17 protein-coding genes and 1 riboswitch are annotated in these 23757 nt (G+C 60.9%); of the genes, 7 read left to right on the forward strand and 10 right to left on the reverse strand.

Annotation, left to right across the window (positions count from 1 at the left end; genetic code table 11):
• Nucleotides 1-9 precede the first annotated feature (9 nt).
• The 7 genes from G5195_RS04350 to G5195_RS04380 form a co-directional block, all read right to left on the reverse strand.
• Nucleotides 10-1434 (reverse strand): FAD-dependent oxidoreductase, encoded by a 1425-nt coding sequence (locus tag G5195_RS04350; RefSeq protein WP_337072112.1) that lies wholly within the window; start codon nucleotides 1432-1434, stop codon nucleotides 10-12.
• Nucleotides 1435-1536: 102 nt separating this feature from the next.
• Nucleotides 1537-2376, reverse strand: coding sequence for an FTR1 family iron permease (locus tag G5195_RS04355; RefSeq protein WP_421221545.1), 840 nt, complete (start codon nucleotides 2374-2376; stop codon nucleotides 1537-1539).
• Nucleotides 2376-5366 carry a YncE family protein gene (locus G5195_RS04360; protein ID WP_421221546.1) on the reverse strand — a complete coding sequence of 997 codons (2991 nt, stop codon included), beginning with the start codon at nucleotides 5364-5366 and terminating at the stop codon, nucleotides 2376-2378. Before G5195_RS04360 ends, G5195_RS04355 begins: the two co-directional genes overlap by 1 nt.
• Before the next feature lie 4 nt (nucleotides 5367-5370).
• Nucleotides 5371-5820 carry a hypothetical protein gene (locus G5195_RS04365; RefSeq protein WP_279487892.1) on the reverse strand — a complete coding sequence of 150 codons (450 nt, stop codon included), beginning with the start codon at nucleotides 5818-5820 and terminating at the stop codon, nucleotides 5371-5373.
• Nucleotides 5821-6119: 299 nt separating this feature from the next.
• Complete coding sequence (locus G5195_RS04370; RefSeq protein WP_421221547.1) at nucleotides 6120-6596, reverse strand: DUF2919 domain-containing protein; 477 nt, start codon at nucleotides 6594-6596, stop codon at nucleotides 6120-6122.
• 148 nt (nucleotides 6597-6744) lie between these two features.
• Nucleotides 6745-7692, reverse strand: a complete 948-nt coding sequence (corA, locus tag G5195_RS04375) for a magnesium/cobalt transporter CorA (protein ID WP_266133904.1) — start codon at nucleotides 7690-7692, stop codon at nucleotides 6745-6747.
• A gap of 505 nt (nucleotides 7693-8197) precedes the next feature.
• Nucleotides 8198-9841, reverse strand: coding sequence for an electron transfer flavoprotein-ubiquinone oxidoreductase (locus tag G5195_RS04380; protein ID WP_421221548.1), 1644 nt, complete (start codon nucleotides 9839-9841; stop codon nucleotides 8198-8200).
• A 169-nt stretch (nucleotides 9842-10010) separates the two neighbouring features.
• On the opposite strand from G5195_RS04380, the gene G5195_RS04385 reads away from it, so the two are divergent.
• The 5 genes from G5195_RS04385 to aroG all read left to right on the forward strand — a co-directional run bounded on the left by G5195_RS04385 (nucleotide 10011) and on the right by aroG (nucleotide 15802).
• On the forward strand, nucleotides 10011-10778 hold the full coding sequence (locus G5195_RS04385; RefSeq protein WP_421235893.1) for an electron transfer flavoprotein subunit beta/FixA family protein: 768 nt from the start codon (nucleotides 10011-10013) through the stop codon (nucleotides 10776-10778).
• Nucleotides 10775-11701, forward strand: coding sequence for an electron transfer flavoprotein subunit alpha/FixB family protein (locus G5195_RS04390; RefSeq protein WP_421221550.1), 927 nt, complete (start codon nucleotides 10775-10777; stop codon nucleotides 11699-11701). Before G5195_RS04385 ends, G5195_RS04390 begins: the two co-directional genes overlap by 4 nt.
• A gap of 225 nt (nucleotides 11702-11926) precedes the next feature.
• Entirely contained in the window at nucleotides 11927-13015 is a 1089-nt protein-coding gene (gene serC / locus G5195_RS04395) for a 3-phosphoserine/phosphohydroxythreonine transaminase (protein ID WP_421221551.1), read from the forward strand.
• 227 nt (nucleotides 13016-13242) lie between these two features.
• Complete coding sequence (aroA, locus tag G5195_RS04400; protein WP_247822662.1) at nucleotides 13243-14526, forward strand: 3-phosphoshikimate 1-carboxyvinyltransferase; 1284 nt, start codon at nucleotides 13243-13245, stop codon at nucleotides 14524-14526.
• A gap of 220 nt (nucleotides 14527-14746) precedes the next feature.
• On the forward strand, nucleotides 14747-15802 hold the full coding sequence (gene aroG / locus G5195_RS04405; protein ID WP_421221552.1) for a 3-deoxy-7-phosphoheptulonate synthase AroG: 1056 nt from the start codon (nucleotides 14747-14749) through the stop codon (nucleotides 15800-15802).
• A 92-nt stretch (nucleotides 15803-15894) separates the two neighbouring features.
• Here the strand turns inward: aroG and G5195_RS04410 are convergent, their stop codons facing one another.
• Nucleotides 15895-18150: an LTA synthase family protein gene (locus tag G5195_RS04410; RefSeq protein WP_421221553.1), complete on the reverse strand. Its 2256-nt coding sequence runs from the start codon at nucleotides 18148-18150 to the stop codon at nucleotides 15895-15897.
• A 255-nt stretch (nucleotides 18151-18405) separates the two neighbouring features.
• Here G5195_RS04410 and G5195_RS04415 point away from each other — a divergent pair, with 255 nt between their 5' ends.
• Complete coding sequence (locus tag G5195_RS04415; RefSeq protein WP_266133911.1) at nucleotides 18406-19491, forward strand: hypothetical protein; 1086 nt, start codon at nucleotides 18406-18408, stop codon at nucleotides 19489-19491.
• Between the two features lie 82 nt (nucleotides 19492-19573).
• On the opposite strand, the gene lysC is transcribed toward G5195_RS04415, so the two are convergent.
• Nucleotides 19574-20926: a lysine-sensitive aspartokinase 3 gene (lysC, locus tag G5195_RS04420; protein ID WP_234664056.1), complete on the reverse strand. Its 1353-nt coding sequence runs from the start codon at nucleotides 20924-20926 to the stop codon at nucleotides 19574-19576.
• Between the two features lie 90 nt (nucleotides 20927-21016).
• A riboswitch (Lysine riboswitch) is annotated at nucleotides 21017-21240 on the reverse strand.
• Nucleotides 21241-21347: 107 nt separating this feature from the next.
• Nucleotides 21348-22676: an amino-acid N-acetyltransferase gene (gene argA, locus G5195_RS04425; RefSeq protein WP_005345063.1), complete on the reverse strand. Its 1329-nt coding sequence runs from the start codon at nucleotides 22674-22676 to the stop codon at nucleotides 21348-21350.
• Between the two features lie 268 nt (nucleotides 22677-22944).
• Here argA and msrA point away from each other — a divergent pair, with 268 nt between their 5' ends.
• The gene (gene msrA / locus G5195_RS04430; RefSeq protein ID WP_005352745.1) at nucleotides 22945-23577 is read left to right on the forward strand and encodes a peptide-methionine (S)-S-oxide reductase MsrA; all 633 of its coding nucleotides are present in this window, start codon (nucleotides 22945-22947) and stop codon (nucleotides 23575-23577) included.
• The last annotated feature ends 180 nt before the right edge of the window (nucleotides 23578-23757 follow it).

A 23757-nucleotide genomic window follows, 5' to 3' on the forward strand; every position in this document is an offset into this window, starting at 1 on the left:
GCGCGGCACTCAGGCCACGCTCTGGGTTTCAATCACGGTATTTTCGTTGCGATGGTTAAAGATGGCGTGGCGTCGGTCCACCCCGTCGATCACCATGTCGGCCGCCATCATCCCCATCTCCATGGCGGTGTCGGTGAAGATGTAGCGGAATGTCCCCTGACGGCCGGTCATGATGAGGTTGGTGATGGGCATCAGCGCCTTGATGGCTTCGTTGCGGCGCGCCTGATAGCCCAAATCCATCAGCGGATAGGCGTACTCGCTGCGGGCTTCGAAGGTCTCATCGCCAAGCTTGGCGGTATCGACGCCGAGGCTCGCCAGATCGGCGGTGACCCGACCGCGCAGATCAGAGAGCGGCGCCTGCCAGGTGGCATCGCCTGGGTTGCATGGGATCTCCAGCATCACCGAGGTCTGGCCCTGGGGCGCCATAAAGGGGCTGCGGCGGCGCGGCTCCTGCAGACGGGTGGCCAGAATATGGGGGTCGGAGAGGTACTGCCAGGTGTTGTCCGACAGGTTCTCTTGCTTGAGCGGCATATTGATGAAGCGCAGGGATCGGTAGTGCAGGTCGCACGGCAAGCCAAGATGCTGGCAGGTGAGCGGCAGCGGCAGGGTGGAGATCACCTGATCAAAGCGTGCGCTCTGCTCAACGTCATCTTGTTTCCAATACACCCGTTCAATGCGGCCATCAGCCTGCTCAAGGCGGGTGATGGTAGCGCCAGTTTTCAGTTCAACGCCCTCTGCCACCAGTCGCTCCCCCAGAGTGGTGAAGATCTGGCCGAAGCCATATTTGGGGTAGCGGTATTTGCGGGCATAGGTGCGCACCGAGATACTGCCGTTGCGTCTTGGCAGCAGGCGGCGGGCCACGTCTTTGAGATCGATGAGGCTGATGCGCTGACCGGCCCAGTCGGCGGAGAGTTTGTCCGGGTTGATGCCCCACAGCTTGCCGGTGTAGCCCTCGAAGAACTGGCGATAGAGGGTGCGGCCAAAGTGGCTCTGGATCCACTCGGCAAAGCTCGCCTTGGCAAAATCGGTGGGCTTCTTGGCAAAGGGCAATAGCAGCAAGTCTTTTACTGCACCGGCCATCAGGGCCAACGGCGCCGTCTTGAGCAGGTTGGGCAGGTTCAGGGGGTAGTCATAGGTGCGCCCGCCAAAGCGGATCACGCTCTTGCGCTCGGCGTGGAGCAGGTCGTCCCCCATCAGCTCGTCGATAAAGGCGAGCAGCTCGGGGTTTTTGGTGATAAAGCGGTGGCCGCCGTAGTCGAAGCGATACTCCCCATCGCGTCCCTTGAAGGTCTGGGTGGCGCACATGCCGCCCACCACGCTCTCCTGCTCGAACAGGCTGACGGCAAAACCGGCGCGGCGCAGGCGCCAGGCCGCCATCAAACCGGCGGGGCCTGCGCCCAGCACTGCAATGCTTTTCTTGTTGTTATCGCTCATGACCTATTCCGAAACTGCTTGATAGATAAGGGAACCGCGCCAAGGCGCGGCTCCCGAATGGTGTTATTACCCCGTGGCCTTGTTGCCACAGGGCGTGCGGGCTCAGCCCTTGCTGGATGCGGCGCTCACCTGAGGGCGATAGCTGCGCTGCCAGAGGGTAACGAAGATCGCCAGATAGAGGGCCCAGGTCAGCAGCTGCAAGCCAGCGGGTGAGGCATTGTAGCCAAACAGGGCGCGCAGGAAGGTACCAAATACCCCCTGATCGTCGAGAATGTGGCTGATGTCGAACACCGGCGTGGTCCAGAAGGTGATGATATCTGCCGCCTGCAACATGTTGACGGCGGACGAGAGCAAGCCTGCGGCGATGATGATGATAAGCAGGCCCGTCCAGCGGAAGAAGGGAGCCAGCGCCACCTTGCGGGTGGAGCGCAGCAGCCCCCACACCAGAGCGATGGAGACCAGCAGCCCCGCCAGCGCGCCAATCATGCCGGATTGCAGATCCACCCCTTGCCCCGAATAGAGCAGGGCGGAGAAGAAGAGCACGGTTTCAAACCCTTCGCGCATCACCGCTAGGAAGGCGAGCAGCACCAGACCAAACAGGTTGCCGCCATCGATGGCTGCATCGATGCGCGCCGTCATGGCCCCCACCTGGGATTTGGCCTGTTTTTGCATCCAGATCGCCATATATGTGAGCACCAACGTGGCGAAGATGAGGATCCCCGCCATCAAGAGGTGGTTGTAGCGCTCGCTCTCGAACTGGCTCACCACCACCTGGAACAGGAAGGCGACGACAAGGGAGGCGATAAGGCCGAGCCCCACCCCCAGATAGATGAACTTGTTGTAGCGGCTCGCCCCCAGCTTGGCGAGGTAGGAGAGGCAGATGCCGACCAGCAGGAAGGCTTCCAGCCCCTCGCGCAGGGTAATGAGAAAACTTGCAAACATCAGGATTGAGGCTCCGTTGCAGGCGTGACGGGGAGAGGCCGCAGGGTCAGTTGCAGCCGATTGAGTTGCACTATGGGTGGCTCCGGCAAGCTGGGCTCGGCGGCGCGCACCGCATCATTGACCCACTTGGGGTAGGTGCGGAAATTGAGTTTGATATCGGCCTTGAAGGGCCCTTGGGCTTCTGCGGGCAGCGACCAGACTTCATCGCGCCAGCCATCGGCCGGAATGCGGGTATCTTCCAGCAGTTTGGCGTAGCGCCAGAACTTGAGCCCCACCGGCTTGCCCTCGGCATCACCGAACACTTTGCGAAACAGTCGCGCATCTTCAGGGACGGCACCATCCACCGGCTGGCCGCTGGCAAGCACCAGCTTGCCGCTGGCGTCGGTGACGGTCAGCTCCAGCCAGAGTTCACGAAAATCGGCCACTCCGGTGGGCAGGGCATGGCCTGCGCCGGTATTGGTGACCCGCACCACCAGCTGTTGGCTATCGGCAGCCTGTTCGATACGGGCGGAGAGGGTAGCGCTGGAGCGCAAGAGCGCCAGGCTCTCCTGTTCAAGTGCAGGATTACGCAGCCCCACCAGCTGGTGCTGGGCGCCGGTAAAGTTGTGGCGATAGAGCCGCGCTTTCATGGTGCCGTTTTCAGTGGATTGACCCGCGACCGGCGCACCGCCGTTACCCGGCTCCGGGTTCATATGGCAGTCGATGCAGGTGCGCCGTTTGGCGGGATCCTCCGCGTTCGCAAAGCTGGATTTTTCCCACTCGTCCCAGGTGTTGACGATATTGGCGCCGGTGCCCGGGGCAAACTCGTTGTGGCACGACTTGCACAGGGCCGCGTCGCGGTAGAAATCCTTCTGATAGGAGGCTTTGTGGGCCGCCGGACGGGCGTTGATCTGCCGCTCGGCCAGCCAGTGCTTAAGGCTGCCGCCCGGGGCATCCTCGAACACATAGCTCTCGCGGTCTTTCAAATTCACGGTAAAGGCGCTGTTGCCGCCCGCGTCTTCTACCTTGGTGATGCGATGGCAGAGCACGCAACCGGTCCCTTCCTCAACCACAGGTTCGCCCGCCTTGTGGGCGGCAATCAGCGAGGCGCCACCTTGCTCGAACATGTGGGAGCCCTTGGGCAGGTCCAGCTGGCCTGTCATCACCTGCTGGGGCATATGGCAGCCCTGGCACCACTGGCCAAACGCTTCCCCTTCGGTTTCGCGGGCCAGCGCCTGCACCACCTTGTAGTAGGGGTGGGAGTTGCCCATCAGCCGGTGGTTGCTCTCGCTCCAGTCCTTGAAGGCCTGTTGGTGGCAGTTCTGGCAGGAGGCGGAGTTGAGCCACTCTTTCGGGTGAGTGGTCGGCGCCTTGGCGGGATCCTTGCGCGGGGCATCGAGCCGCAGCCAGTTGGCGAGATAGGGGAGGTTGCCATCGGCGGTGACGAAGGCGTGCAGATCTTCCATCATCGCTTTCACTTCCGGTTGGGGCCTCGCGGGGTCAACTGCCTCGGCGCCATCGCGGGTGTCATGGCCCATGCCGCCTTGGGTCTGCTGGGTCATGCGCAGGTATTCGCCGACAAAATCCCCCGCCACCATGTTGGTGAGGTTGGCGTGGCCGTTGATGGCGTTGTCGCCGCTCTTCTGGCGATGGGCCGCCATCAGATAGCGGTTGGTGAAATTGAACCCGTCCAGATGGCAGGAGTTGCAGCTCATCCAGTTGTCCCCCGCCATGGGGAAGCGTGAGTTTGCGGCTGTGTTACCGAGGTTGAACAGCCGCTCGCCGCGCTGAAGCGGCTCGGGGCGTGGATCCGTCTCTACCAGCTTGGCGAAGTGGGGCACATCGACGGTGACCCGGGCAAACGGGCCGCTGCCGCCACTATTGAGGCGGGTGAGATCCTGCCCCATGGCGTTGTGCACCAGAATATGGTCACCGTCGATCAGCAGATCCCGCGGATTCTGGCCCGGCAGGTGGCGCAAGAGCTGGGTCGCCTTGGCGCCCCCCTGAAACTTCTTGCGGCGGTGGCGGTTGTTGTTGGATTTGCCGCTGCGGGAGAGGTCGAACACCAGCAGATCTTCCGAGCCCGCCAGAGTCAGATAGACCCGCTTGCCATCTGCGGCAAAGCGCGCCGCAAACGGGTTGGAGACAATCTGGCTGCGGTTGCCGACGCTGGGCAGGTTGATCTGCAAAAAGAGCTGCTTTCTTTCATCGACCCGCTCTTTCTCCTCATCGAGATCGATGATGGAGACGGCCGGAAAGACGGTGCTCTGAAACTGGAAGGGGTGGCTGAAGCTCCACAGTACATGGGGCAGCCAGGCTTCGCTGCCATCGGGGGAGAGGGCGATGCCGTCCAGCAGGCGCGGCAAGCCCTGGGAGTCGCTCGGCGTGTCGCTGTGGGTCTCGGTCAGGGTGATGAGCTTGGGCTTGGGAAGCGAAGAGCCCTTGGCGCCGTGGCCAAGCTTGGCGAGATCATAGATGGCGAGCTGGCCGGTCATGGCGTGGGTCAGCAGCAGGCGATCGTTGTCGGTCAGGGCCAGTCCACGTGGAGTCTCGGCGGTTTCTGCATCCAGCTGGAGGTTGCCGGCGGTGTCATAGGCCTGCAGGCGAGCGGATTCGAACAGCGTGACCCAGAACCACTGCCGTTTGGCATCGAAGATGACCCCGTAGGGTCTATGGCCGATGGGGATCGTCTTTTCCAGATCGAGATCATCATCCAGCAGCAGCAGGCGATCACCGCTGTAGTCGGTGACCAGCAGGGTGCCGTCATCGGCGCGGGCAAGCTGGCGTAGATCGCCCCCCAGCTGCACCTCTTTGAGCCGCTTGCCGCTATCGCGCTCAAGCAGGGTGACGGAACCTGCGCTCAGGTTGGCGGTGACGAGGCGCGGGGCGCTTCCCTCCTCATAGGCAAGCATCCCTGTGCCCATCTGTTGGGCCAACGCAAAGGGGCTGGCCAGCAGCAGGAGGAGGACCAGCAGGGGTGACAAATATGCAGAAAACGATGACTTCAACATGGGATCAGTTGCGCCATTTCAAGATGGTCCAGCGCCAGGCGTGGCGCAGCACCAGAGGAGTTAACGCCAATGCGCTCAACCAGTGGGCCCAGCTGGCGAGGTTGCCCATGGCATCGCCCGGAGTGCCGTGCAGCACCAGCAGCAGGCCGCTGGCCAGACAGATCAGCAGCAGGGCTTCAATAATCCGCCCCGTGGTGCGTAAAAAGGGTTTGTTGCTGCGGTGCAACAAGCTGCGATGGGAGAGCCAGAAGGCGCCAAATAGCAGCGGGAACAGGGTGAGCGAGAGCATCACATGGAAAAACAGATTCCAGCGTGCCAGCGACCAGAGCGGGGTCAGCGGCTCCCACAGCAGCAGGCCGGAGAAGAACATCAGATAGAGGGTGCCCTCGGCGGCCTGATGGTGGTAGGCCAGCCACTGCCAGAATTGTCGGGGTGAGAGAGAAAGGCTTGTCATAAAGGCTCCAGCACCCGGGCAGGGCAGCCCGGGGGGAGCAAGTTTATAACGCAGTAAGAGTAATGAAAAGTGTTATCAATTCCATTGATAATGAATCAAGCCTGAATGAACGGGGTGACCTAACACGACGATTGATAATTCCTTATCCGCTTGGCAGCCACCTATGGGGCGAGAGTGCGGGCGCAGCCGCTCCTCGACAGCGGGGCAGCTTGCGGCTCGGGGTTATGGCCGCGCGTCGGGCGTTCAACTCACCAAGAGGCTTTTTATATTTATTTCAATTGATTGCAGCTAAAACTTGGCTAGATGTTCGACTCCTGATGAGGATCATCAGCAGCATATTCCCGTAGCTGGCGACTGCGCAGCAGATACCAGAGTGACCAGAGGCTGGCGACCAGCACCAGCGCGGTGGGCCAGCTGAATGACCACTTCTGCAGATTGAGGCTGTGCAACTGCATCAGCAGGCCGCTGACGGCAGAGCAGAGCAGCAGCAGCGGGCTGTGGCGCCGTAGTCTGGCGCGAATGCTCTGGGTCTGCTGATAGGTGCCGCCGCAGGCGAGCAACGCCAGCATGGCGGGCACGTCGGTCAGCAGGCTGATGTAGAAGGTGATCTTGTCCGGATAGAAGAGGGTCAGGATCTCGCTGCCGCTCTCGCGGGTCACTCCCGCCATCAGAAAGAGCCAGACCGAGCGGGTCAGCAACAGGGCGATGGGCCAGAACCAGAGAGGCGGGCGCAACTGGCCGTGATCGTCATATCGGTGTTCGGGGTAGAGGGTCATGGTTGCCCGTTATCCACTTGAATTGAGTGATGGAGGGGATATGGGGCGACGAAGCGCCCTTTGCAAGGCGTTGGGCGTGGCGCAAATTAATCGGGGGGCCATGCCCCCCAATCCGTTTCTTCAGATATCGCTGCGCGCGTCGGCGGCGTTACAGCCACCCCTTGCGCTTGAAGAAGAGCCCGGTGCCGAGCGATGACATCACCATCAGCACCAGCGAGAGGGGATAGCCATACTCCCAGGCGAGCTCCGGCATGCGGCCAAAGTTCATGCCGTAGATACTGGCGATCAGGGTCGGCGGCAGGAAGATCACGGCGGCTACCGAGAAGATCTTGATCACCTTGTTCTGCTCCAGATTGGTCACCCCCATGGAGGCCTCCAGCTGGAAGTTGATCTTGTCGAACAGGAACTGGGTGTGAGGCAGCAGTGACTCCACGTCGTGCAGCATCTCGTCGATCCACTTGTTCTGCTCCAGGCTCATGCGCTGGCGCAGGCTGCGTTTGAGGAAACGCAGGGCGCGGCGGGTATCGTGCAGGGAGAGACGGATCTGGCCGTTGGCCTCTTCCTGTGCCAACAGCTCCTTGAGCATAGGGTTGATCTGATCCGGCTCGAAGATCTGATCGGCGGTGTTTTCCAACGTCTTGTAACCATCTTCGATAAGATCGGAGAGGTACTCCACCTTGAGGTTCTGCACCTCCAGCAGGATATCGAGGGCATCCTCCACCTCCAGCCGATCCTGGCGCATGTAGTGGCGCAGCAGGCGCACCAGCCCGATGTCATCTTCACGAATGCTGATCAGCAGGTTGTTGCGCAGGGTAAAGGAGACGTGGACACCCTTGGTGTCACGACCGATCCGTTGGGGAAACAGGGAGTGAATGTGCAGACCATCGGTATCCCAGTAGAAACGGGCGGATGCTTCGATGTCGTCGAGCTCCTCCTTGTCGGGAACCTCTTCCAGGAACAGGCCCGTCAACCATTCTCGCTCTGCCGTGTCCGGCTTGTAGGCATCCAGCCAGACCGTGTTGTCAGGTACTATGTCGTCAGGCCCGAGCGTGACTATGTCCAGCACCTTGTTATTGAGAATGTAGGCGGTGATCATCTGTCCCCCCTTAAAAAGTCATGGGTAATCAGGGATGGTTGCACAGGTCATGCGGCCTTAGATCGCTGAAGAAGGCGATCCCGTGGATAAGCAGATCGGGCCGATGGAAAACCTGAATGCGGCGAACTATACAGGGGTGGGCCGCGCTTGTCAGGGGCTATTCATCAGGGATTCAGCTTGTTTGTCCAAAAAAACAGCGAGGTCGGATCACCTTAGCGGCTATGCGGGGTAGAACCAGCCTTTGGCGGGGGGAGGGATGGCTGGGGCTGCTTGTTGCCGCTACCCCGCGTCATCAGATATTGGGATAGTTGGGCCCGGAGCCCCCTGTGGCGGTATCCAGACGATGTTTTGGGGCTGAGTATCTTTGATGTCACCGCATCTTGGCATCGCCGTATTCCATCACATATTGGGATAGTTGGGCCCGGATCCTCCTTGTGGCGGTGTCCAGACGATGTTTTGGGACTGAGTATCTTTGATGTCACCGCATCTTGGCATTGCCGTTCCATCACATATTCGGATAATTGGGCCCGGAGCCCCCCTGTGGCGGTGTCCAGATGATATTTTGACTGGGATCTTTAATGTCACAGGTCTTGCAGTGAATACAGTTGGCTGCGTTGATTTGCAGTTTGGCCGCGCTTTCCATTTCCAGCACTTCAAACACCCCGGCCGGGCAGTAGCGTTGAGCGGGTTCTGCCCAGGTGGGCAGATTGACCTCGACCGGAATGCGCTCGTCCTGCAGTTTGAGGTGGCAAGGCTGATCCTCGTCGTGACTGGTGTTGGCGAGATAGACAGACGAGAGTTTGTCAAAGCTCAGTCTGCCATCGGGTTTGGGGTAATGGATGGGCTCGCAGCGGCTGGCCACGCGCAGCTGACGGTAGTCGTGAGCCTTATCGAGCAGCTTGAAGGGCGAGTTTGCGCCAAACAGCCGTTGCTCCAGCCAGTTGAAGGCACCGCCCAACCAGGGACCATAGCGGTGAAGAGCAGCGCCGAAGTTGCGTGCTGCCTTGAGTTCGCGGGCCAGCCAGCTCTGGTGCAGCTCGTCACCATACTGGGCCAGATCCAGCCCTCCCTCATCGCCCCCCCGCAGCGCCATCGCGACGGTTTTTGCCGCCAGCATCCCCGATTTCATGGCGGTGTGGATCCCCTTGATGCGGGAAAAGTCGAGGGTGCCGGCATCGCAGCCGATCAGCAGGCCGCCTGGGAAGTGCATGCGGGGCAGGGCGTGCCAGCCCCCCTTGGTGATGGCGCGGGCGCCATAGCTGATGCGTTCACCCCCTTGCAACACGCCGGCGATAAGCGGGTGATGCTTGAAGCGCTGGAATTCGTCGAACGGGCTGAGCCAGGGATTCTGGTAGTTGAGATCGACAATCAGCCCGACCGCCACCTGATCCCCCTCCATGTGATAGAGATAGAAACCGCCGTGACTATTGCCGCCCCCCTGCTTGCCAAGGGGCCAGCCACTGCCGTGCAGCACCTGTCCCGCTTTGCCTTGCCCGGCAGGCAGTTGCCACAGCTCCTTGAAGCCGATGGCATAGTGCTGGGGCTGGGCAGGGCTTGCCAGATTGAATGCGGCGATCAGCTGTTTGCCAAGATGGCCTCGGGCCCCTTCGGCAAAGAGGGTGTAGCGGCCGAGCAGCGCCATGCCGGGCACATGATCAGCTTTTGGATTGCCCTCCCGATCCAGCCCCAGATCGCCGGTGATCACCCCCTTGACCCGGCCCGCTTCCATGATAAGTTCGCTGGCGGTAAATCCCGGGTATATTTCGACTCCCAGTTTTTCCGCCTGTTGGCCAAGCCAGCGGCAGAGATTGCCCAGACTGAGCACGTGGCAACCCTGATTGTGCATCCGGGGTGGCACCGCCCAAGCGGGGAGTTGCAGGGAACGTTGCTCGCTTTGCAGCAGATGAACCTGATCGTCGCTGACCGGCACGCCGAGCGGCGCTTGCTGCCAGCAATCCGGCAGCAGCTCTTGCAAGGCGACGGGATCAAACAGGGCGCCGGAGAGCAGATGGGCGCCAATTTCCGCTCCCTTCTCCAGCAGACAGACAGAGAGAGTGGCATCCTGCTGTTTCAGGGCGATGGCTGCACTGAGCCCCGCCGGACCGCCGCCGACGATGACGACATCAAATTCCATTGCTTCCCGTTCCATCTTGCCTCTGCGCTCTGGTTGGCCTAGGGTAATGCTGGTAGTTTACGTAAACGTAAAGCTGTTGTAAGTAAAACTGAGCAAGAAAAAGCAAAAAATCAGGGAAGAGCGTACTGCAACAAACGCAGAGGCACACTAATGAATTCAATCCAAAGAGACGAGGCATGACCCCATGAAGCTGCTTGTCGCGATCAAACGGGTAGTCGACTACAACGTCAAGATCCGGGTGAAGGGAGACGGCTCCGACGTGGAGCTCGCCAATGTGAAGATGGGGATCAACCCCTTTTGTGAAATTGCGGTGGAGGAGGGGGTCAGGCTGCGGGAAGCCGGGGTTGCCAGCGAGCTGGTAGTGGTGACCTTTGGCCCGGACGCTGCCGCCGAGCAACTGCGCCATGGGCTGGCGCTGGGGGCGGATCGGGCGCTGCACTATATAACCGGTGAGAGTGTCACCGATGAGACGCTCGCCCCGCTGACGGTTGCCCGCGCCTTGCACAAGGTGTGTAAGCAGGAGCAGCCGGATCTGGTGCTGCTCGGCAAACAGTCCATCGATTCAGACAACAATCAGGTGGCCCAGATGCTGGCTGCTCTCAATGATTGGCCGCTGGCGACCTGCGCGTCCGCCCTTAAGGTGGAAGCGGGAGAGCTGCTGGTGACTCGCGAAATCGACGGTGGCCTCGAGACCCTGGGCATGCCGTTGCCTGCCGTGGTGAGCGCCGATCTGCGTTTGAATGAACCGCGCTTTGCTTCGCTGCCCAACATCATGAAGGCCAAGCGCAAGCCGCTTGATAGCGCCCCCTTCTCGACACTCGCCGTTGAGGTGGCCAATCAGACCCGCTTGCTCGGGGTGATGGCGCCGCCAGCCCGCAGCGCTGGGATCAAGGTGGGCTCGGTGGACGAGCTGGTGGACAAACTCAAACACGAAGCGAAGGTGCTGCCATGAGCGTGCTGATCATTGCCGAACATCATCAAGGCCATCTGGCCGACAACGTGGCACAACTGGTGACCGCAGCCGGCTCCATCGGCGGTCAGGTTGATCTGCTGTTGCTCGGGCAGGGGCTGACCGAGGCGGGTGAACAGGCGGCAGCTCTCGGCGGTGTCGACAAGGTTCTGCTTGCCGAACATCCCCTGCTGGCCGACGGGCTGCTGGATGGGGTCGACAAGCTGCTGGCCAGCTGGTGTCAGGGTTACAGCCACTGCCTGATGGCGGCGAGTGCCATGGGCAAGGCGTTGCTGCCACAGGTGGCGGCACGGCTCGGGGTGGAGATGCTCTCCGAGGTAACGGCTATCGAGAGCAGCGACACCTTCCTGCGCCCCATCTATGCGGGCAATGCCATTGCCAGAGTGGCAAGCTCGGCGCCCGTCAAATTGATGACAGTGCGGGCCACCGCGTTTGCCAAGGCGGCGACAGGCGGGCAGGCTCTCATCGAGCACTTGGCCGTGCCCGAATTCGCTGGTCGTACCCGGCTGGTCGAGCGCCGCGCGGTGCGCTCCAGCAGGCCCGAACTGACCGCCGCTCGGGTGGTGGTCTCCGGTGGCCGAGCTCTGGGTTCCAAGGCGCAATTTGCCCTGATTGAGGCGCTGGCCGACAAGCTGGGCGGCGCTGTGGGGGCATCGCGGGCCGCCGTTGATGCAGGATATGTCGCCAACGATCTGCAAGTGGGACAGACCGGCAAGGTGGTGGCGCCCGAGCTCTATATCGCGGTAGGCATTTCGGGCGCCATCCAGCATCTGGCGGGGATGAAGGAGTCGAAGGTGATCGTGGCCATCAACAAGGACAGTGAAGCCCCCATCTTTCAGGTGGCTGACTACGGGCTGGTGGGGGATCTCTTCACTCTGCTGCCGGAGCTCACCGCCAAACTGTAAATTTGTCAGAAATGGCTGGGCTGTGGTCGTTTATGCGCTCTGCCCGCCATTTCTGTGCATGTTCCCTGCAAGCCCTGACCCGTTCAGGGCTTTTTCTACTGCAAGGGGGATGCAGAGTGACGGTAAAAGGTTGAGCCAGCTCCCAAAAAGCCTTTGATCCGCTGGCTGCTCTTGTGTAAAACCTGACAAGTCATCGATCACACTCATCCACTCACGGAAAGCGTCATGAGCAAACAGGTTTACAACTTCTGCGCCGGCCCCGCCATGTTGCCGGTTGAAGTCATGGAGCGCGCCCAGCGCGAATTTTGTAATTTTCAGGGGCTGGGAGCCTCGGTCATGGAGCTTTCCCACCGCGGCAAGCACTACATGGCGGTCGCCGAGAAGGCTGAAGCGGATCTGCGCGAGCTGCTGGCGGTGCCGGAGAACTACGAGGTGCTCTTCATGCACGGTGGCGGCCGCGGTCAGTTCTCCGCCGTGCCCATGAACCTGCTGGGCGGGGCCAACAAGAAGGCGGACTTCCTGCTGACCGGTGTCTGGTCCCAGAGTGCTGTGGATGAAGCCAAAAAGTATGGCGATATCCAGACCTTCCAGGGGGTTGCCAAGAACGAGCAGGGGATCTCTCACCTGCTGCCGACCCCGGCGTTTCGCGCCGATGCGGCCTATGTTCACTACTGCCCGAACGAAACCATCGACGGCATTGAGATGTTCGACATCCCGGCCACCGGCGAGGTGCCGCTGGTAGCAGATCTCTCCTCCACCATTCTCTCCCGTCCTCTCGACGTCAGCCGCTTCGGCATCATCTATGCTGGTGCCCAGAAAAATATCGGGCCGTCCGGGCTTGCCATCGCCATCGTGCGCGATGACTTGCTGGATCAGGCCAGAGCCGATGTGCCCTCGATTTTTGACTACAAGCTCACCGCCAAGAACGACTCCATGTTCAACACGCCGCCCACCTACGCCTGGTATCTGGCCGGTCTGGTGTTCGAGTGGCTCAAGGAACAGGGTGGCCTCGAGGCGATGGAAGCGCGCAACAAGGAGAAGGCCGACTTCCTCTACGACTATCTCGATCAGTCGAGCTTCTACGGCAATCAGGTGGATGTCAGCTGCCGTTCGCGGATGAACATCCCGTTCCAGCTGAAAAATGCCGAGCTGGACAAGCAGTTCCTGACAGAATCGGAAGCGGCCGGCCTGCTGGCCCTCAAAGGGCACCGCATCGTCGGTGGCATGCGCGCCAGCATCTACAACGCCATGCCGCTGGAGGGAGTGAAGGCCTTGGTGAGCTTTATGGATGGTTTTGCCAAGCGCCACGGCTGAGAAGAGAGTACTCACATGCTTGCTGGCGGCCTCTCGTGACAACTCGTGAGCCGCTTTCAGCTATTGCAGTGATTCAAGACGCCGGGGATACCCCGGCGTCTTTTTTTCAACAGAACCAGCGCGCTGGCGTTTGCCGTGCGATTTCCCCTGAAAGTGCCCTTGCCGAGCGGGACGCAGGCTGTTAACGTCCGGACAGGCGTTTATTTTTGAGATAGCACAGGAAGTCTATGAATTCGTTGCGTTTGGAACCCATTTCTCGTGTGGTCGGTGAGGTCAATTTGCCCGGCTCCAAGAGTGTCTCTAACCGTGCGCTGCTGCTGGCGGCGCTGGCTCGTGGCACCACCCGTCTGACTAACCTGCTCGACAGCGATGACATTCGTCATATGCTGGCTGCGCTGACCCAGCTCGGGGTCAAGTACAAGCTCTCCGCCGACAAGACCGAGTGTACCGTGCAGGGGCTGGGCCGCAGCTTTGCGGTGAAAGAGCCGGTCAATCTGTTCCTCGGCAACGCCGGTACCGCCATGCGACCGCTGTGCGCCGCGCTGTGCTTGGGCTCCGGTGAATATACTCTGGGCGGCGAGCCGCGCATGGAAGAGCGTCCCATCGGCCATCTGGTGGATGCCCTGCGTGAAGCGGGTGCCCATATCCAGTACCTGAAACACGATGGTTATCCGCCGCTGGTGGTGGACGCCAAGGGGCTGTGGGGCGGCGATGTGCACGTCGACGGCTCCGTCTCCAGCCAGTTCCTGACCGCGTTTTTGATGGCGGCGCCGATGGCGGCGGGCGATACCCGGATCCACATCAAGGGGGAGCTGGTTTCCAAGCCCTACATCGACATCACCCTGCACATCATGAAGCAGTTCGGGGTGGTCATCGAGCACGACAACTACAAGCTGTTCTACATCAAGGGCAACCAGACCTACATCAGCCCGGGTGACTTTCTGGTGGAAGGGGATGCCTCCAGCGCCTCCTACTTCCTCGCGGCGGGTGCCATCAAGGGTAAGGTGCGGGTCACCGGTATCGGCAAGCACAGCATTCAGGGTGATATCCACTTCGCCGACGTGCTGGAGAAGATGGGCGCGCGCATCACCTGGGGTGATGATTTCATCGAGGCGGAGCAGGCGCCGCTGCACGGAGTGGATATGGATATGAACCATATTCCCGATGCGGCCATGACCATCGCCGTAGCGGCGTTGTTTGCCGAGGGGCCGACCTCCATTCGCAATATCTACAACTGGCGGGTGAAGGAGACCGATCGTCTGCACGCCATGGCGACCGAGCTGCGCAAGCTGGGCGTCGAAGTGGAGGAGGGGCATGACTTCATCACCGTGACCCCGCCGACCCAGCTCAAGCATGCCGAGATCGATACCTACAACGATCACCGTATCGCCATGTGCTTCTCGCTGGTGGCGCTGTCGGATACCCCGGTCACCATCAATGATCCCAAGTGCACCTCGAAGACCTTCCCGGATTACTTCGACAAGCTGGCCAGTATCAGCCAGCGTGGCTGATCACTGACAAACCCGTCATCACCGACGCTTCGGGCCCGCGCTGAGCGGGCTTTTTTGCCTTCCTCACCAGCATCGTCATTTCGCTTAGCATCATTTCAATAACTTGCAAGATTGCCATATAAAATAGTTTTGTGATTACTGTAATTTCCTATTTACACATGCGTTGTCGCGGGCTATGTTGAGATTTCCTAATCGTAGTCATCTAGCAGGAAGCCTTGTCATGCAGCATCAAACCGACGACGTTCGTATCAGTGAAATCAAAGAGTTATTACCCCCGGTTGCGGTGCTTGAGAAGTTTCCGGCTACCGAGGTGGCCTCGTCCACCGTTTTTGAATCCCGTCAGGCCATTCACAATATCCTGGCCGGCGAAGATGATCGTCTGCTGGTGGTGATTGGCCCTTGCTCCATCCATGATCCGGTTGCCGCGCTGGAGTACGGCAAGCGCCTCAAGGCGCTGCGCGACGAGCTGAAAGATCAGCTGGAGATCGTGATGCGGGTCTACTTCGAAAAACCGCGTACCACAGTGGGCTGGAAGGGGCTGATCAACGATCCGTACCTCGACAACAGCTGCAAGATCAATGACGGTCTGCGTATTGGTCGCAAGCTGTTGCTGGATCTCAACGACATGGGGCTGCCGACTGCCTCCGAGTTCCTCGACATGATCACCCCGCAATATGTGGCGGATCTGATGAGCTGGGGCGCGATCGGTGCCCGTACCACCGAATCCCAGGTACACCGCGAGCTGGCCTCCGGTCTCTCCTGTCCGGTGGGCTTCAAGAACGGCACTGACGGCACCATCAAGGTTGCCATCGATGCCATTGGCGCTGCCAGTGCGCCGCACCACTTCCTGTCGGTCACCAAATACGGTCACTCCGCCATCGTGGCGACCCGCGGCAACCCGGACTGTCACATCATTCTGCGTGGTGGTCGTGAGCCGAACTACAGCGCCGCCCACGTGGACGAGGTGGTGAAGGGGCTGGAGAAGGCCGGTCTGCCCCAGAAGGTGATGATCGACTTTAGTCATGCAAACAGCAGCAAGCAGTTCAAGAACCAGATGCTGGTGGCCGAGGATGTGGCCGGCCAACTGCGTGCCGGTAGCAAGGCGGTGTTTGGTGTGATGGTGGAGAGCCATCTGGTGGAAGGCCGTCAGGATCTGGTGGAAGGGTGTGAACTCACCGTCGGCCAGAGCATCACAGATGCCTGCATCGGTTGGGCCGATACCGAAGTGCTGCTGCGCAACCTGGCGGATGCCGTTGCAACCCGTAACGCCTGCTAAAGACCGGATTTCGCAGTCGCAGTGACAAAGAGAAAGTGATAACCAGAGGCCGCTATTGCGGCCTCATCTATTCGTATTGCGGTGCTTAAGGCTCAGGGCAGGGCATCGGGCCGGAAGCTGGCGCGGATCTGCGGCACCAGGCTTGATGGGTCGAAGCCTTTCTCTTCGCCCAACACCGGATGGAGCAGGGGCTTCTCTTCTATGGGGGTGATATCCCCCGCCAGCAGCTGGCGAGTCGCCTGACCCATCTGGTAGAGCTGGCGCACCGGCGCAAACTGGGTCGCCAGATTGAGGGGGTCATCGGCGCGGGTGAAGGCCATCATGGGGATCTGGTAGGTGGCATCGCGCGCCGGCTTGTCACCGTGAATCCCCTTGCCGGCGGACATCAAAAACGGCTGGTGATCGCCAAAGGCCACCACCAGATAGCGCTTGTCCGACTGGTCGAGGGTCTTGAGCAGCCGCTCCAGCGAGGCCATGGCATCCACCACCCCGGTGTAGTAGGTGTTGAGCAGCTGGGTGTCGCTCTCGCTCTGTTTCGGACAGGCGCCGCTGCGCTCCTGCCCCTGATAACGGGGGCCATCGAAGGGGCCGTGCCCCTGCATGGTGACTGCATAGGCAAACAGCGGTTTGTCATCCTGTTCGCTGCGCTTGAGCAGGTGGTCGATGAGCGCATCATCGGAGATATAGGGCCCCTTGTGCTCAAGGGTGGTGAAGCGGGTATCGAACCAGCGCTCCTCATAGCCGAGCGCCGGGATCGCCTTGGCGCGGCCCCAGAATTTTTCCACATAGGGGTGGGCGAACAGGGTCTGGTAGCCGCTCTGTCTGGCGCTCTGGGCCAGCCCCGGCACCTGCTGCGAGAGGTAGTAGTAGGGCACCACCCCTTGCTTGAGCAAGCCCACCGGCAGGCCGGTGTTCATCTCGAACTCCGCCAGTACCGTCATGCCGCCGGTGGTGGGGGAGTGGATGGTCTTTTGCCACTGCTGCACGCTGGCGGGCAGGGAGAGGGTGGGAGCCGGGGCGCAGATCCGCCCCTTCCAGTCGAGCCAGAGCGACTCATATTGCAGTACGATCACCAGATCCCAGCGCGGCGCAATGCCCTGGGGCGGATAACTCAGCTGCGGGGTCAGCTCGTTGATCTGCAAGGGGTAGCGAAACACGCTGCCGCTTTGCAGCATCTCGTCCACCAGATTGAACAGATAGAGGCCGGGGCCGGAGCGGATGATGTCCCTGTGGTAGTTAACCGCGCGATCCACGTAGCGAATGTTGGCCCCCAGCAGCTTGTTGCCGGTCTGGGTGGCAAAGACGCAGAGGGCAAAGAAGGCGACGGTGGCCGCGGCTGTGCGCAACACCCAGCGTGACAGGGCAAAGCGCCAGCAGAGAAACAGTGCCAGTAAAACGGTGAAGATGGGTAGGATGGGGTGCTGGTCGAGCAGGATCCGCAGCAGCGCCAGCAGGTTGCCAAAATCGTCCCCGCCGAGCGGCACGCCGTAGATGGCGATCTTCATAAAGTTGGCCAGCAGACCTATGCCTGACAGCGCGGTAAAGACCAGCCCCATATAGAGGTTGAAGCCCGCCAGTGCGCAGAGGCTCCAGCCCAGCACCATGCTGCCCCAGGCCAGATAGTAGTGCTCCGGCCGAAAGCCTGACCAGAGCAGAAACTCCCCCAGCTTGAACACCACGAAGCCGTGCAGCAGCACGAAGGTGAGGTTGCCGAGCAGCAGGCTGCCGATGATCCGCCAGCGCAGGCTGCGGCGCAGCTTTGGCAGCACCGTTTTGAGCACGGCGGCGCTCAGGGCCAGCACTAGGGTCAGGCTCACCACCAGATAGGTGAGGTTGAAGCCCTGCTCCGGCAGGGTTTGCAGGATCTGGCTGAAATCACCGCTCTCGGGGCGATCCTTGAGCAGCAGACCGATGCGCAGCTGATAACGGCTGGCCAGTGCATCGTCCGGTGCCCGCAGGGTGCTGTTGAGATCCAGCGAGCAGCGGTTATTGCGGCACACCTGACGCTTATCCACCGCTTGACTGAGCTGGTCGATCCGCTCCCCCTTGTCGTTGAGCAGCTCCACTCGCACCTTGTCCCCCGCTTGCAGCGGCCCCCGCAACAGCCACTGGCTGCGCACCACCAGATAGAGGCCGCGGCTGTCGCTTTTATAGAGCAGGGCGTGGCGGGTGAGGGTGGCCAGCGGATTGTCGGCGGGGCCCAGCACCAGCGGTTGGGCACGGCCCAGCCAGCTGCCGGGATTGATCAGCGGTAATAACAGAGTCAGCAGCAGCAATCCGCCCAGCAGGGCCAGTAGCCCAGAGGGCAGACTCAGGGCACGGGGGCGGCCTGAGGAGGGGCGATTCATATAAGCTCATCCTTTGAGCGAGTAAGGGAGAGATCGTTCATCCGCATAGAGTTTGACCCGATGGTGCGGGCCTTGTTTCAGCTTGTCAATTTAATGACCACTTAATGAATATTTGGTTACAGCTCAACCTTGCAAATTGTGATCCCGATCGAGGGGTTGTTCGGAATATGTGATGAAAGCGTCATCATGGGGTTTTGCCACTGGCTTGGGAGGGAGCTGCTGTTTAGTCTCTCGATAGCGACTGGAGGTACATGTATGAATCCCAAAGTGATGGCACGTCAGGCCAGATTGCTGCGCATGCTGGAGAGCAAGGAAGAGATCCGGATCGGACGCGAGCGCGACTGCCCGCTGCCGCTGGCCCAACTGGTCAAGCTGAAGGATACTCATCCCGCAGTGGTCAAGGTCTATCGCCACGGTCTCACCGCCGAGGTGTTTCACCTCAAGGTGGAGGGGCATCACTGGTGCCTCAAGCGGCGACGTCAGGATTCACTGGTGGCCAACCTCGATGGCAAGACCGCCTTTCTGACCGAGCTGGAGCGGCGGCGTGAAATCGAGGCGCTGCGCGAGCTGCATCCCACCGTCCTCTCCCACGTGGTTTGCACCAGTTTCGGCTCGGCGCGGGCCGGGGTACTGGTCTCCCCCTGGTTGCGGGGTGTGCCGGTCCATCAGCTCAACGAACGCAATCTGGCCCAGATGCTGGAGGTGCAGGGTGAGCTGGCCCGCTGGGGCTGGTTTGACTGGGACCCGAGTCCGGGCAACCTGCTCGATGACGGCGAGCAGATCTGCGTGTTCGACTTTGGCTATATGTGGACCTTCGATCCCCGCTTTGAATACAACTCCAACGGTCTGGTCGATCCGCAGTTCCATGTACCGGAGCGGCTGGAGACCCGCACCCTCTCTGGACTCTGGCTCGATGAGGCCGATCCTCTGCCGCAATTTCGCTACTGGCGTGAACTCTGCCTCAAGTGGGTCAAACGGGAGATCCACCACCTGATCCGCGAAGGGGCCAGCGCGCCCGTGCTGGCCCGCCTGCACGCCCTGCAGGGGGAGTGGAGCGCCGCGCTGGTGAGCGACGAGGCGCTGGTTGCCAACTGGTGGCGGGACATGTATCGCAGCCATCGGCTCGATGTGGCCGATGATCTGAGCGGCCAGAGCTGCGGCCCGCTCACCCTGCGTCGCCTCGACTGGCTGATGCAGGCGGTGACGGATCACTATTCGCTGCTGGTGGACAATCTCTCGCCTCAGGAGACGGAGCTGGGCCAGACCGGGCTACTGGCCCGCTTGCAGCAGCTGCGCCGGGAAGCCGTCGCCTGTCAGTTGCCAGCCACCAGCCTTGCCTGAGCCAATACCTTTGCGGAGTACAAATGAACAGGGCGCCGTGTTGGCGCCCTGTTGCATGGCCGGAATTGCCTCGCGGTGAGGGTCAGTCCAGCAACTCCTGATGGAGGCGGTTGACGATATTGCCCGCCTCGCTCTCCTTGACCAGGAAGCAGAGGTTGTGGGCGCTGGCGCCGTAGCAGATCATCCGGATGTTGTGCTCGCGCAGGGCGTCAAAGACCTGACTGCCCACCCCGTTCACTTCGCTCATCCGGTTGCCGATGAGCGCCACCAGTGCCAGACCGGTTTCCACCTCCACCTTGCAGAGCTGGCCCAGCTCGGCCAGTACCTTGTCGCTCAGGATCGGTTCGCCGTTACTCTGGCTGCCGGTGTGATCCAGCGTCAATGACACGCTCACTTCCGAGGTGGTGATGAGATCGACCGAGATGCGGTGACGGGCCAGAATCCCGAACACTTCGGCCAAAAAGCCGTAGGCGTGGAACATGTTGAGGCTGTGCAGGGTCACCAGCACCTGCTGGCGGCGCAGGGCGACGGCGCGAAACAGCGGGCTTGAATCTGTGCTGGCGCGGATCCAGGTACCACCGGCGGCAGGATCCCTGGCGGAGCCGACAAACACCGGAATATTCTGGCGCACCGCCGGTTGCAGGGTGGCCGGGTGGAGCACCTTGGCGCCGAAGGTGGCCATCTCGGCCGCTTCGACAAAGCTGATTTCGGGAATGGGGCGGGCGCGGGTGACGAGGCGCGGATCCGTGGTGTAGATGCCGGGCACATCGGTCCAGATCTCGATACTGGCGGCATCGAGTGCTTCGGCGAGCAGGGCCGCGCTGTAGTCAGAGCCGCCGCGCCCCAGCGTGGTGGTGCGCCCATCGCCATCGGCACCGATAAAGCCCTGGGTGATGATAAGGCTGTCGCCAAGCTGCGGGCCCAGCGTCTGCTGGCAGAGGGTTCGGGTGGTGGCCAGATCGACGGTGGCCTTGCCAAAGCGGCTGTCGGTGCGCATCAGCTGGCGCACATCCTGCCAGTGAGCCTTGACGCCGCGCTGGCGCAGCAGCTCGGTAAAGAGGCGGGTAGACATCAGCTCGCCGCAGGCGATGAGGCGATCGGCCAGCTCCGCATCGGTATGCTGGTGGGCTTGCTGGGCCATGAGGCGAATTTCGTCCAGCTGGCCATGAATAAGGGCGCTCACATCAACGGGGTTGCCGAGATCGGTCAGAATGGCCTGCTGGATCCCGGCCAGTTTGGCCAGCTGCTCGTCGCGGCCAGCCTCGTCCAGCTCCCCTTGAGCCAGGGCAACCAGCAGGTTGGTGACACCGGCACTGGCGCTCAGTACCACCACCCGGGTGGCGGGATTGGCCAGCACGATGTCGGCGCAGTGATTCATGGCCGGGAAGTTGGCGACACTGGTTCCGCCAAACTTGGCGACATTGATCGGGCTCATTGCTTACTCCTGTCTTATTTTAAGATTCCGGTTCCATCGGGCAAAAAAGAGAGGAGGAGGCTGAAAATGGCAGGAATGAACGAAGCTATCCCGGCCAGAAGCACTCCACCTGCAGAGCCCATCCCGTACCGCCCCTGACAGGGCGCGGTGGGGGATGATCACTACCGATGACAACCCGGGGGATTCAGCCCCCGCAGCCGACGTTGAGGTCACCAGTCTCCTCACTCGTCTCGGCGCTGCTCCCCCTGACCCAAGTTCACCGGACGCTGGTGTCCTCCCTTGGGCTGCCTGGGCAGCGCTCCTCTTCTGGCTCCACCAGGGCGGTGGAGTGCATTTAGAAATACCCTGCGTTGGATTGCACTGTCAATCGAGTTTGTGAAAAAGTTCAAATTGTCGGCTAACTCAACACAGAATCAATGGCTTAGGCAATGGTCTTTGACAAAACCTTGGAACGGCGCTGCCAGTTGTAGAGACGCTGGCGCGCCACCGGCAGATCTTCCACTTCCAGCGGATCGAAGCCCCGCTCCCGGAACCAGTGGATGGAGCGGGTGGTGAGCACGAACAGGCGGCGAATGCCAAGCCGCTTGGCCCGCTCGGCCACCTTGGCCACCAGCTGATCCCCCCGGTTGGAGTTGCGATAGTCGGGGTGGATGGCGACGCAGGCCATCTCCGCCATCGCCTCTTCCATAAAGCAGTAGAGGGCCGCGCAGCCGATGATGAGACCATCGCGCTCGATGATGGTGAACTTGTCGATCTCCATCTCCAGCTGCTCGCGGGAGCGGCGCACCAGAATGCCTTCCTCCTCCAGCGGGCGAATGAGATCCAGAATGCCGCCGATATCCTCGATGGTGGCGGCGCGGGCCTGCTCGGCGCTCTCCCGCACAATCTGGGTACCGAGGCCGTCGCGACTGAACAGCTCCTGCAACATGGCGCCATCATCCTGATAGCTCACCAGATGGGAGCGGGGCACGCCGCCACGGCAGGAGGCAATGGCCGCGCGCAAGTAGCGGGCGGTGCCGGACATCTCTTCGCCCGCCTGCTCCAGCTCCACCAGCAGCTCTTCGGCCTGCTCGGGGAAGAGTTCGGAGATGGCTTCTCCGCGCCTGTCCATTACCCCCTGGGTGCTGCTAAAGCAGATAAGCTTGTCCGCCTTGAGGTCGACCGCCACCCGGCGGGCTACCTCTTCCGAGCTCAGGTTAAAGCTCTCGCCGGTGACCGAGCAGCCGATGGGGGAGATAAGCACCAGACTCTTCTGGTCGAGCTGGCGAGTGATCCCCTCCACGTCGATGCGGCGCACCCGGCCGCTATGGCAAAAGTCGATGCCATCATCCACCCCCAGCGGCTGGGCAGTGACGAAGTTGCCGCTCACCACGCTGATCCGCGCTCCCTGCATGGGGGTGTTGGCGAGCCCCATGGAGAGCTGGGCTGTGATGTCATATTGCAGGCCGCCACACACCTGTTTGATGATGGTGAAACTCTCGTCATCGGTGACCCGGATCCGCTTGTGATACTGGGCCTCGATACCGGCGCGGGCCAGCGCTTCATCGTTTTGCGGACGTGAACCAAACACCAGCACCAGGCGTATGCCCAGTGTCTGCAGCAGGGCGATATCGCTGACGATATTGGCGAAGTTGGGGTGGCAGATGGCTTCTCCCCCCATCATCAGCACAAAGGTGGCACCCCGATGCACATTGACATAGGGGGTGGATTGCCGGAAGGCATTGACCAGACTGGGTTCGCGTTCACGCACTTGATATTTCTTCCATAAAAAAACAGCGATTGGCTCAATATATGAAAATTAATTCACAAATCAAGACTAAATATTGATTTTGGCCGTTTCTGGTCTACGAGGGGCGGCTTGGCCGTGCGGATTGTGAAAGGGTGACAGACGGTGCAGACGGCCGCCGGAGCGAGCGGGGAGGGGCCCGCCGGTTGATCCGGCGCTATAAACTGCTATCTTCGATGCTCCTTTTCGTCAGCTGTGTGATTTCACAGGGTTTTATACAAGGACAGAATTCATGGAACAGATTATTTCACCGGCAGATGCCCTGCCGGGACGACGCGAAGCGATGGTGATTGGTCAGCAGCATGCGGTGAATGGCAACCCGACCCAGGGTCCCTGGCCCGAGAACATGGAGATCGCCTGGTTTGGCATGGGTTGCTTCTGGGGCGTGGAGCGCCTGTTCTGGCAGCAGCCGGGCGTCTACTCCACCGCTGCCGGATATCAGGGCGGCGTGACCCAGAATCCCACCTACAAAGAGGTGTGCAGCGGCCTGACCGGTCATGCCGAGACGGTGCAGGTGGTGTTTGATCCGGCGGTGATCAGCTATGGCGATCTGCTCAGACTGTTCTGGGAACAACACGATCCGGCGCAGGGGATGCGTCAGGGTGGGGACATTGGCACCCAGTATCGCTCGGTGATCTTCTATGGCGACGAGAGCCAGCAGATCATTGCCCAGCAGAGCATGGCGGCCTATCAGCAGGCGATGGCGGCAAGCGGCGACAGCCGTGCCATCACCACCCGCATTCTGCCGCTGGCGCCCTTCTACTATGCCGAGGATTACCATCAGCAATATCTGGAGAAAAACCCGGATGGCTACTGCGGATTGGGTGGCATTGGAGTCTGTTTGCCGCCCAGCCTGAACCGCTGAACAAGTTTGTAGTCGATTTCTTAATAAAAGTGAAAATAAATGGTCGGAGGAGGGAACTTATTGCGACCAGTCGGGACTAACTAGGTAGCGTCCAGGGATCGGATGCAAAGTCCAGACACATTTCTTGCCTTGATAACCGCCTGATGAATGAACGCACTGGCGGGTTGAAAATGATAGCAA

Source organism: Aeromonas sp. 601039, assembly GCF_049174415.1.
Classification (GTDB): Bacteria; Pseudomonadota; Gammaproteobacteria; order Enterobacterales; family Aeromonadaceae; genus Aeromonas; species Aeromonas veronii_A.

Bases quoted from the DNA above. Each gene is read 5' to 3' on its own strand.
- G5195_RS04350 (WP_337072112.1), bottom strand. From the start codon at position 1,434: ATGAGCGATAACAACAAGAAAAGCATTGCAGTGCTGGGCGCAGGCCCC.
- G5195_RS04355 (WP_421221545.1), bottom strand. From the start codon at position 2,376: ATGTTTGCAAGTTTTCTCATTACCCTGCGCGAGGGGCTGGAAGCCTTC.
- G5195_RS04360 (WP_421221546.1), bottom strand. From the start codon at position 5,366: ATGTTGAAGTCATCGTTTTCTGCATATTTGTCACCCCTGCTGGTCCTC.
- G5195_RS04365 (WP_279487892.1), bottom strand. From the start codon at position 5,820: ATGACAAGCCTTTCTCTCTCACCCCGACAATTCTGGCAGTGGCTGGCC.
- G5195_RS04370 (WP_421221547.1), bottom strand. From the start codon at position 6,596: ATGACCCTCTACCCCGAACACCGATATGACGATCACGGCCAGTTGCGC.
- corA (WP_266133904.1), bottom strand. From the start codon at position 7,692: ATGATCACCGCCTACATTCTCAATAACAAGGTGCTGGACATAGTCACG.
- G5195_RS04380 (WP_421221548.1), bottom strand. From the start codon at position 9,841: ATGGAACGGGAAGCAATGGAATTTGATGTCGTCATCGTCGGCGGCGGT.
- G5195_RS04385 (WP_421235893.1), top strand. From the start codon at position 10,011: ATGAAGCTGCTTGTCGCGATCAAACGGGTAGTCGACTACAACGTCAAG.
- G5195_RS04390 (WP_421221550.1), top strand. From the start codon at position 10,775: ATGAGCGTGCTGATCATTGCCGAACATCATCAAGGCCATCTGGCCGAC.
- serC (WP_421221551.1), top strand. From the start codon at position 11,927: ATGAGCAAACAGGTTTACAACTTCTGCGCCGGCCCCGCCATGTTGCCG.
- aroA (WP_247822662.1), top strand. From the start codon at position 13,243: ATGAATTCGTTGCGTTTGGAACCCATTTCTCGTGTGGTCGGTGAGGTC.
- aroG (WP_421221552.1), top strand. From the start codon at position 14,747: ATGCAGCATCAAACCGACGACGTTCGTATCAGTGAAATCAAAGAGTTA.
- G5195_RS04410 (WP_421221553.1), bottom strand. From the start codon at position 18,150: ATGAATCGCCCCTCCTCAGGCCGCCCCCGTGCCCTGAGTCTGCCCTCT.
- G5195_RS04415 (WP_266133911.1), top strand. From the start codon at position 18,406: ATGAATCCCAAAGTGATGGCACGTCAGGCCAGATTGCTGCGCATGCTG.
- lysC (WP_234664056.1), bottom strand. From the start codon at position 20,926: ATGAGCCCGATCAATGTCGCCAAGTTTGGCGGAACCAGTGTCGCCAAC.
- msrA (WP_005352745.1), top strand. From the start codon at position 22,945: ATGGAACAGATTATTTCACCGGCAGATGCCCTGCCGGGACGACGCGAA.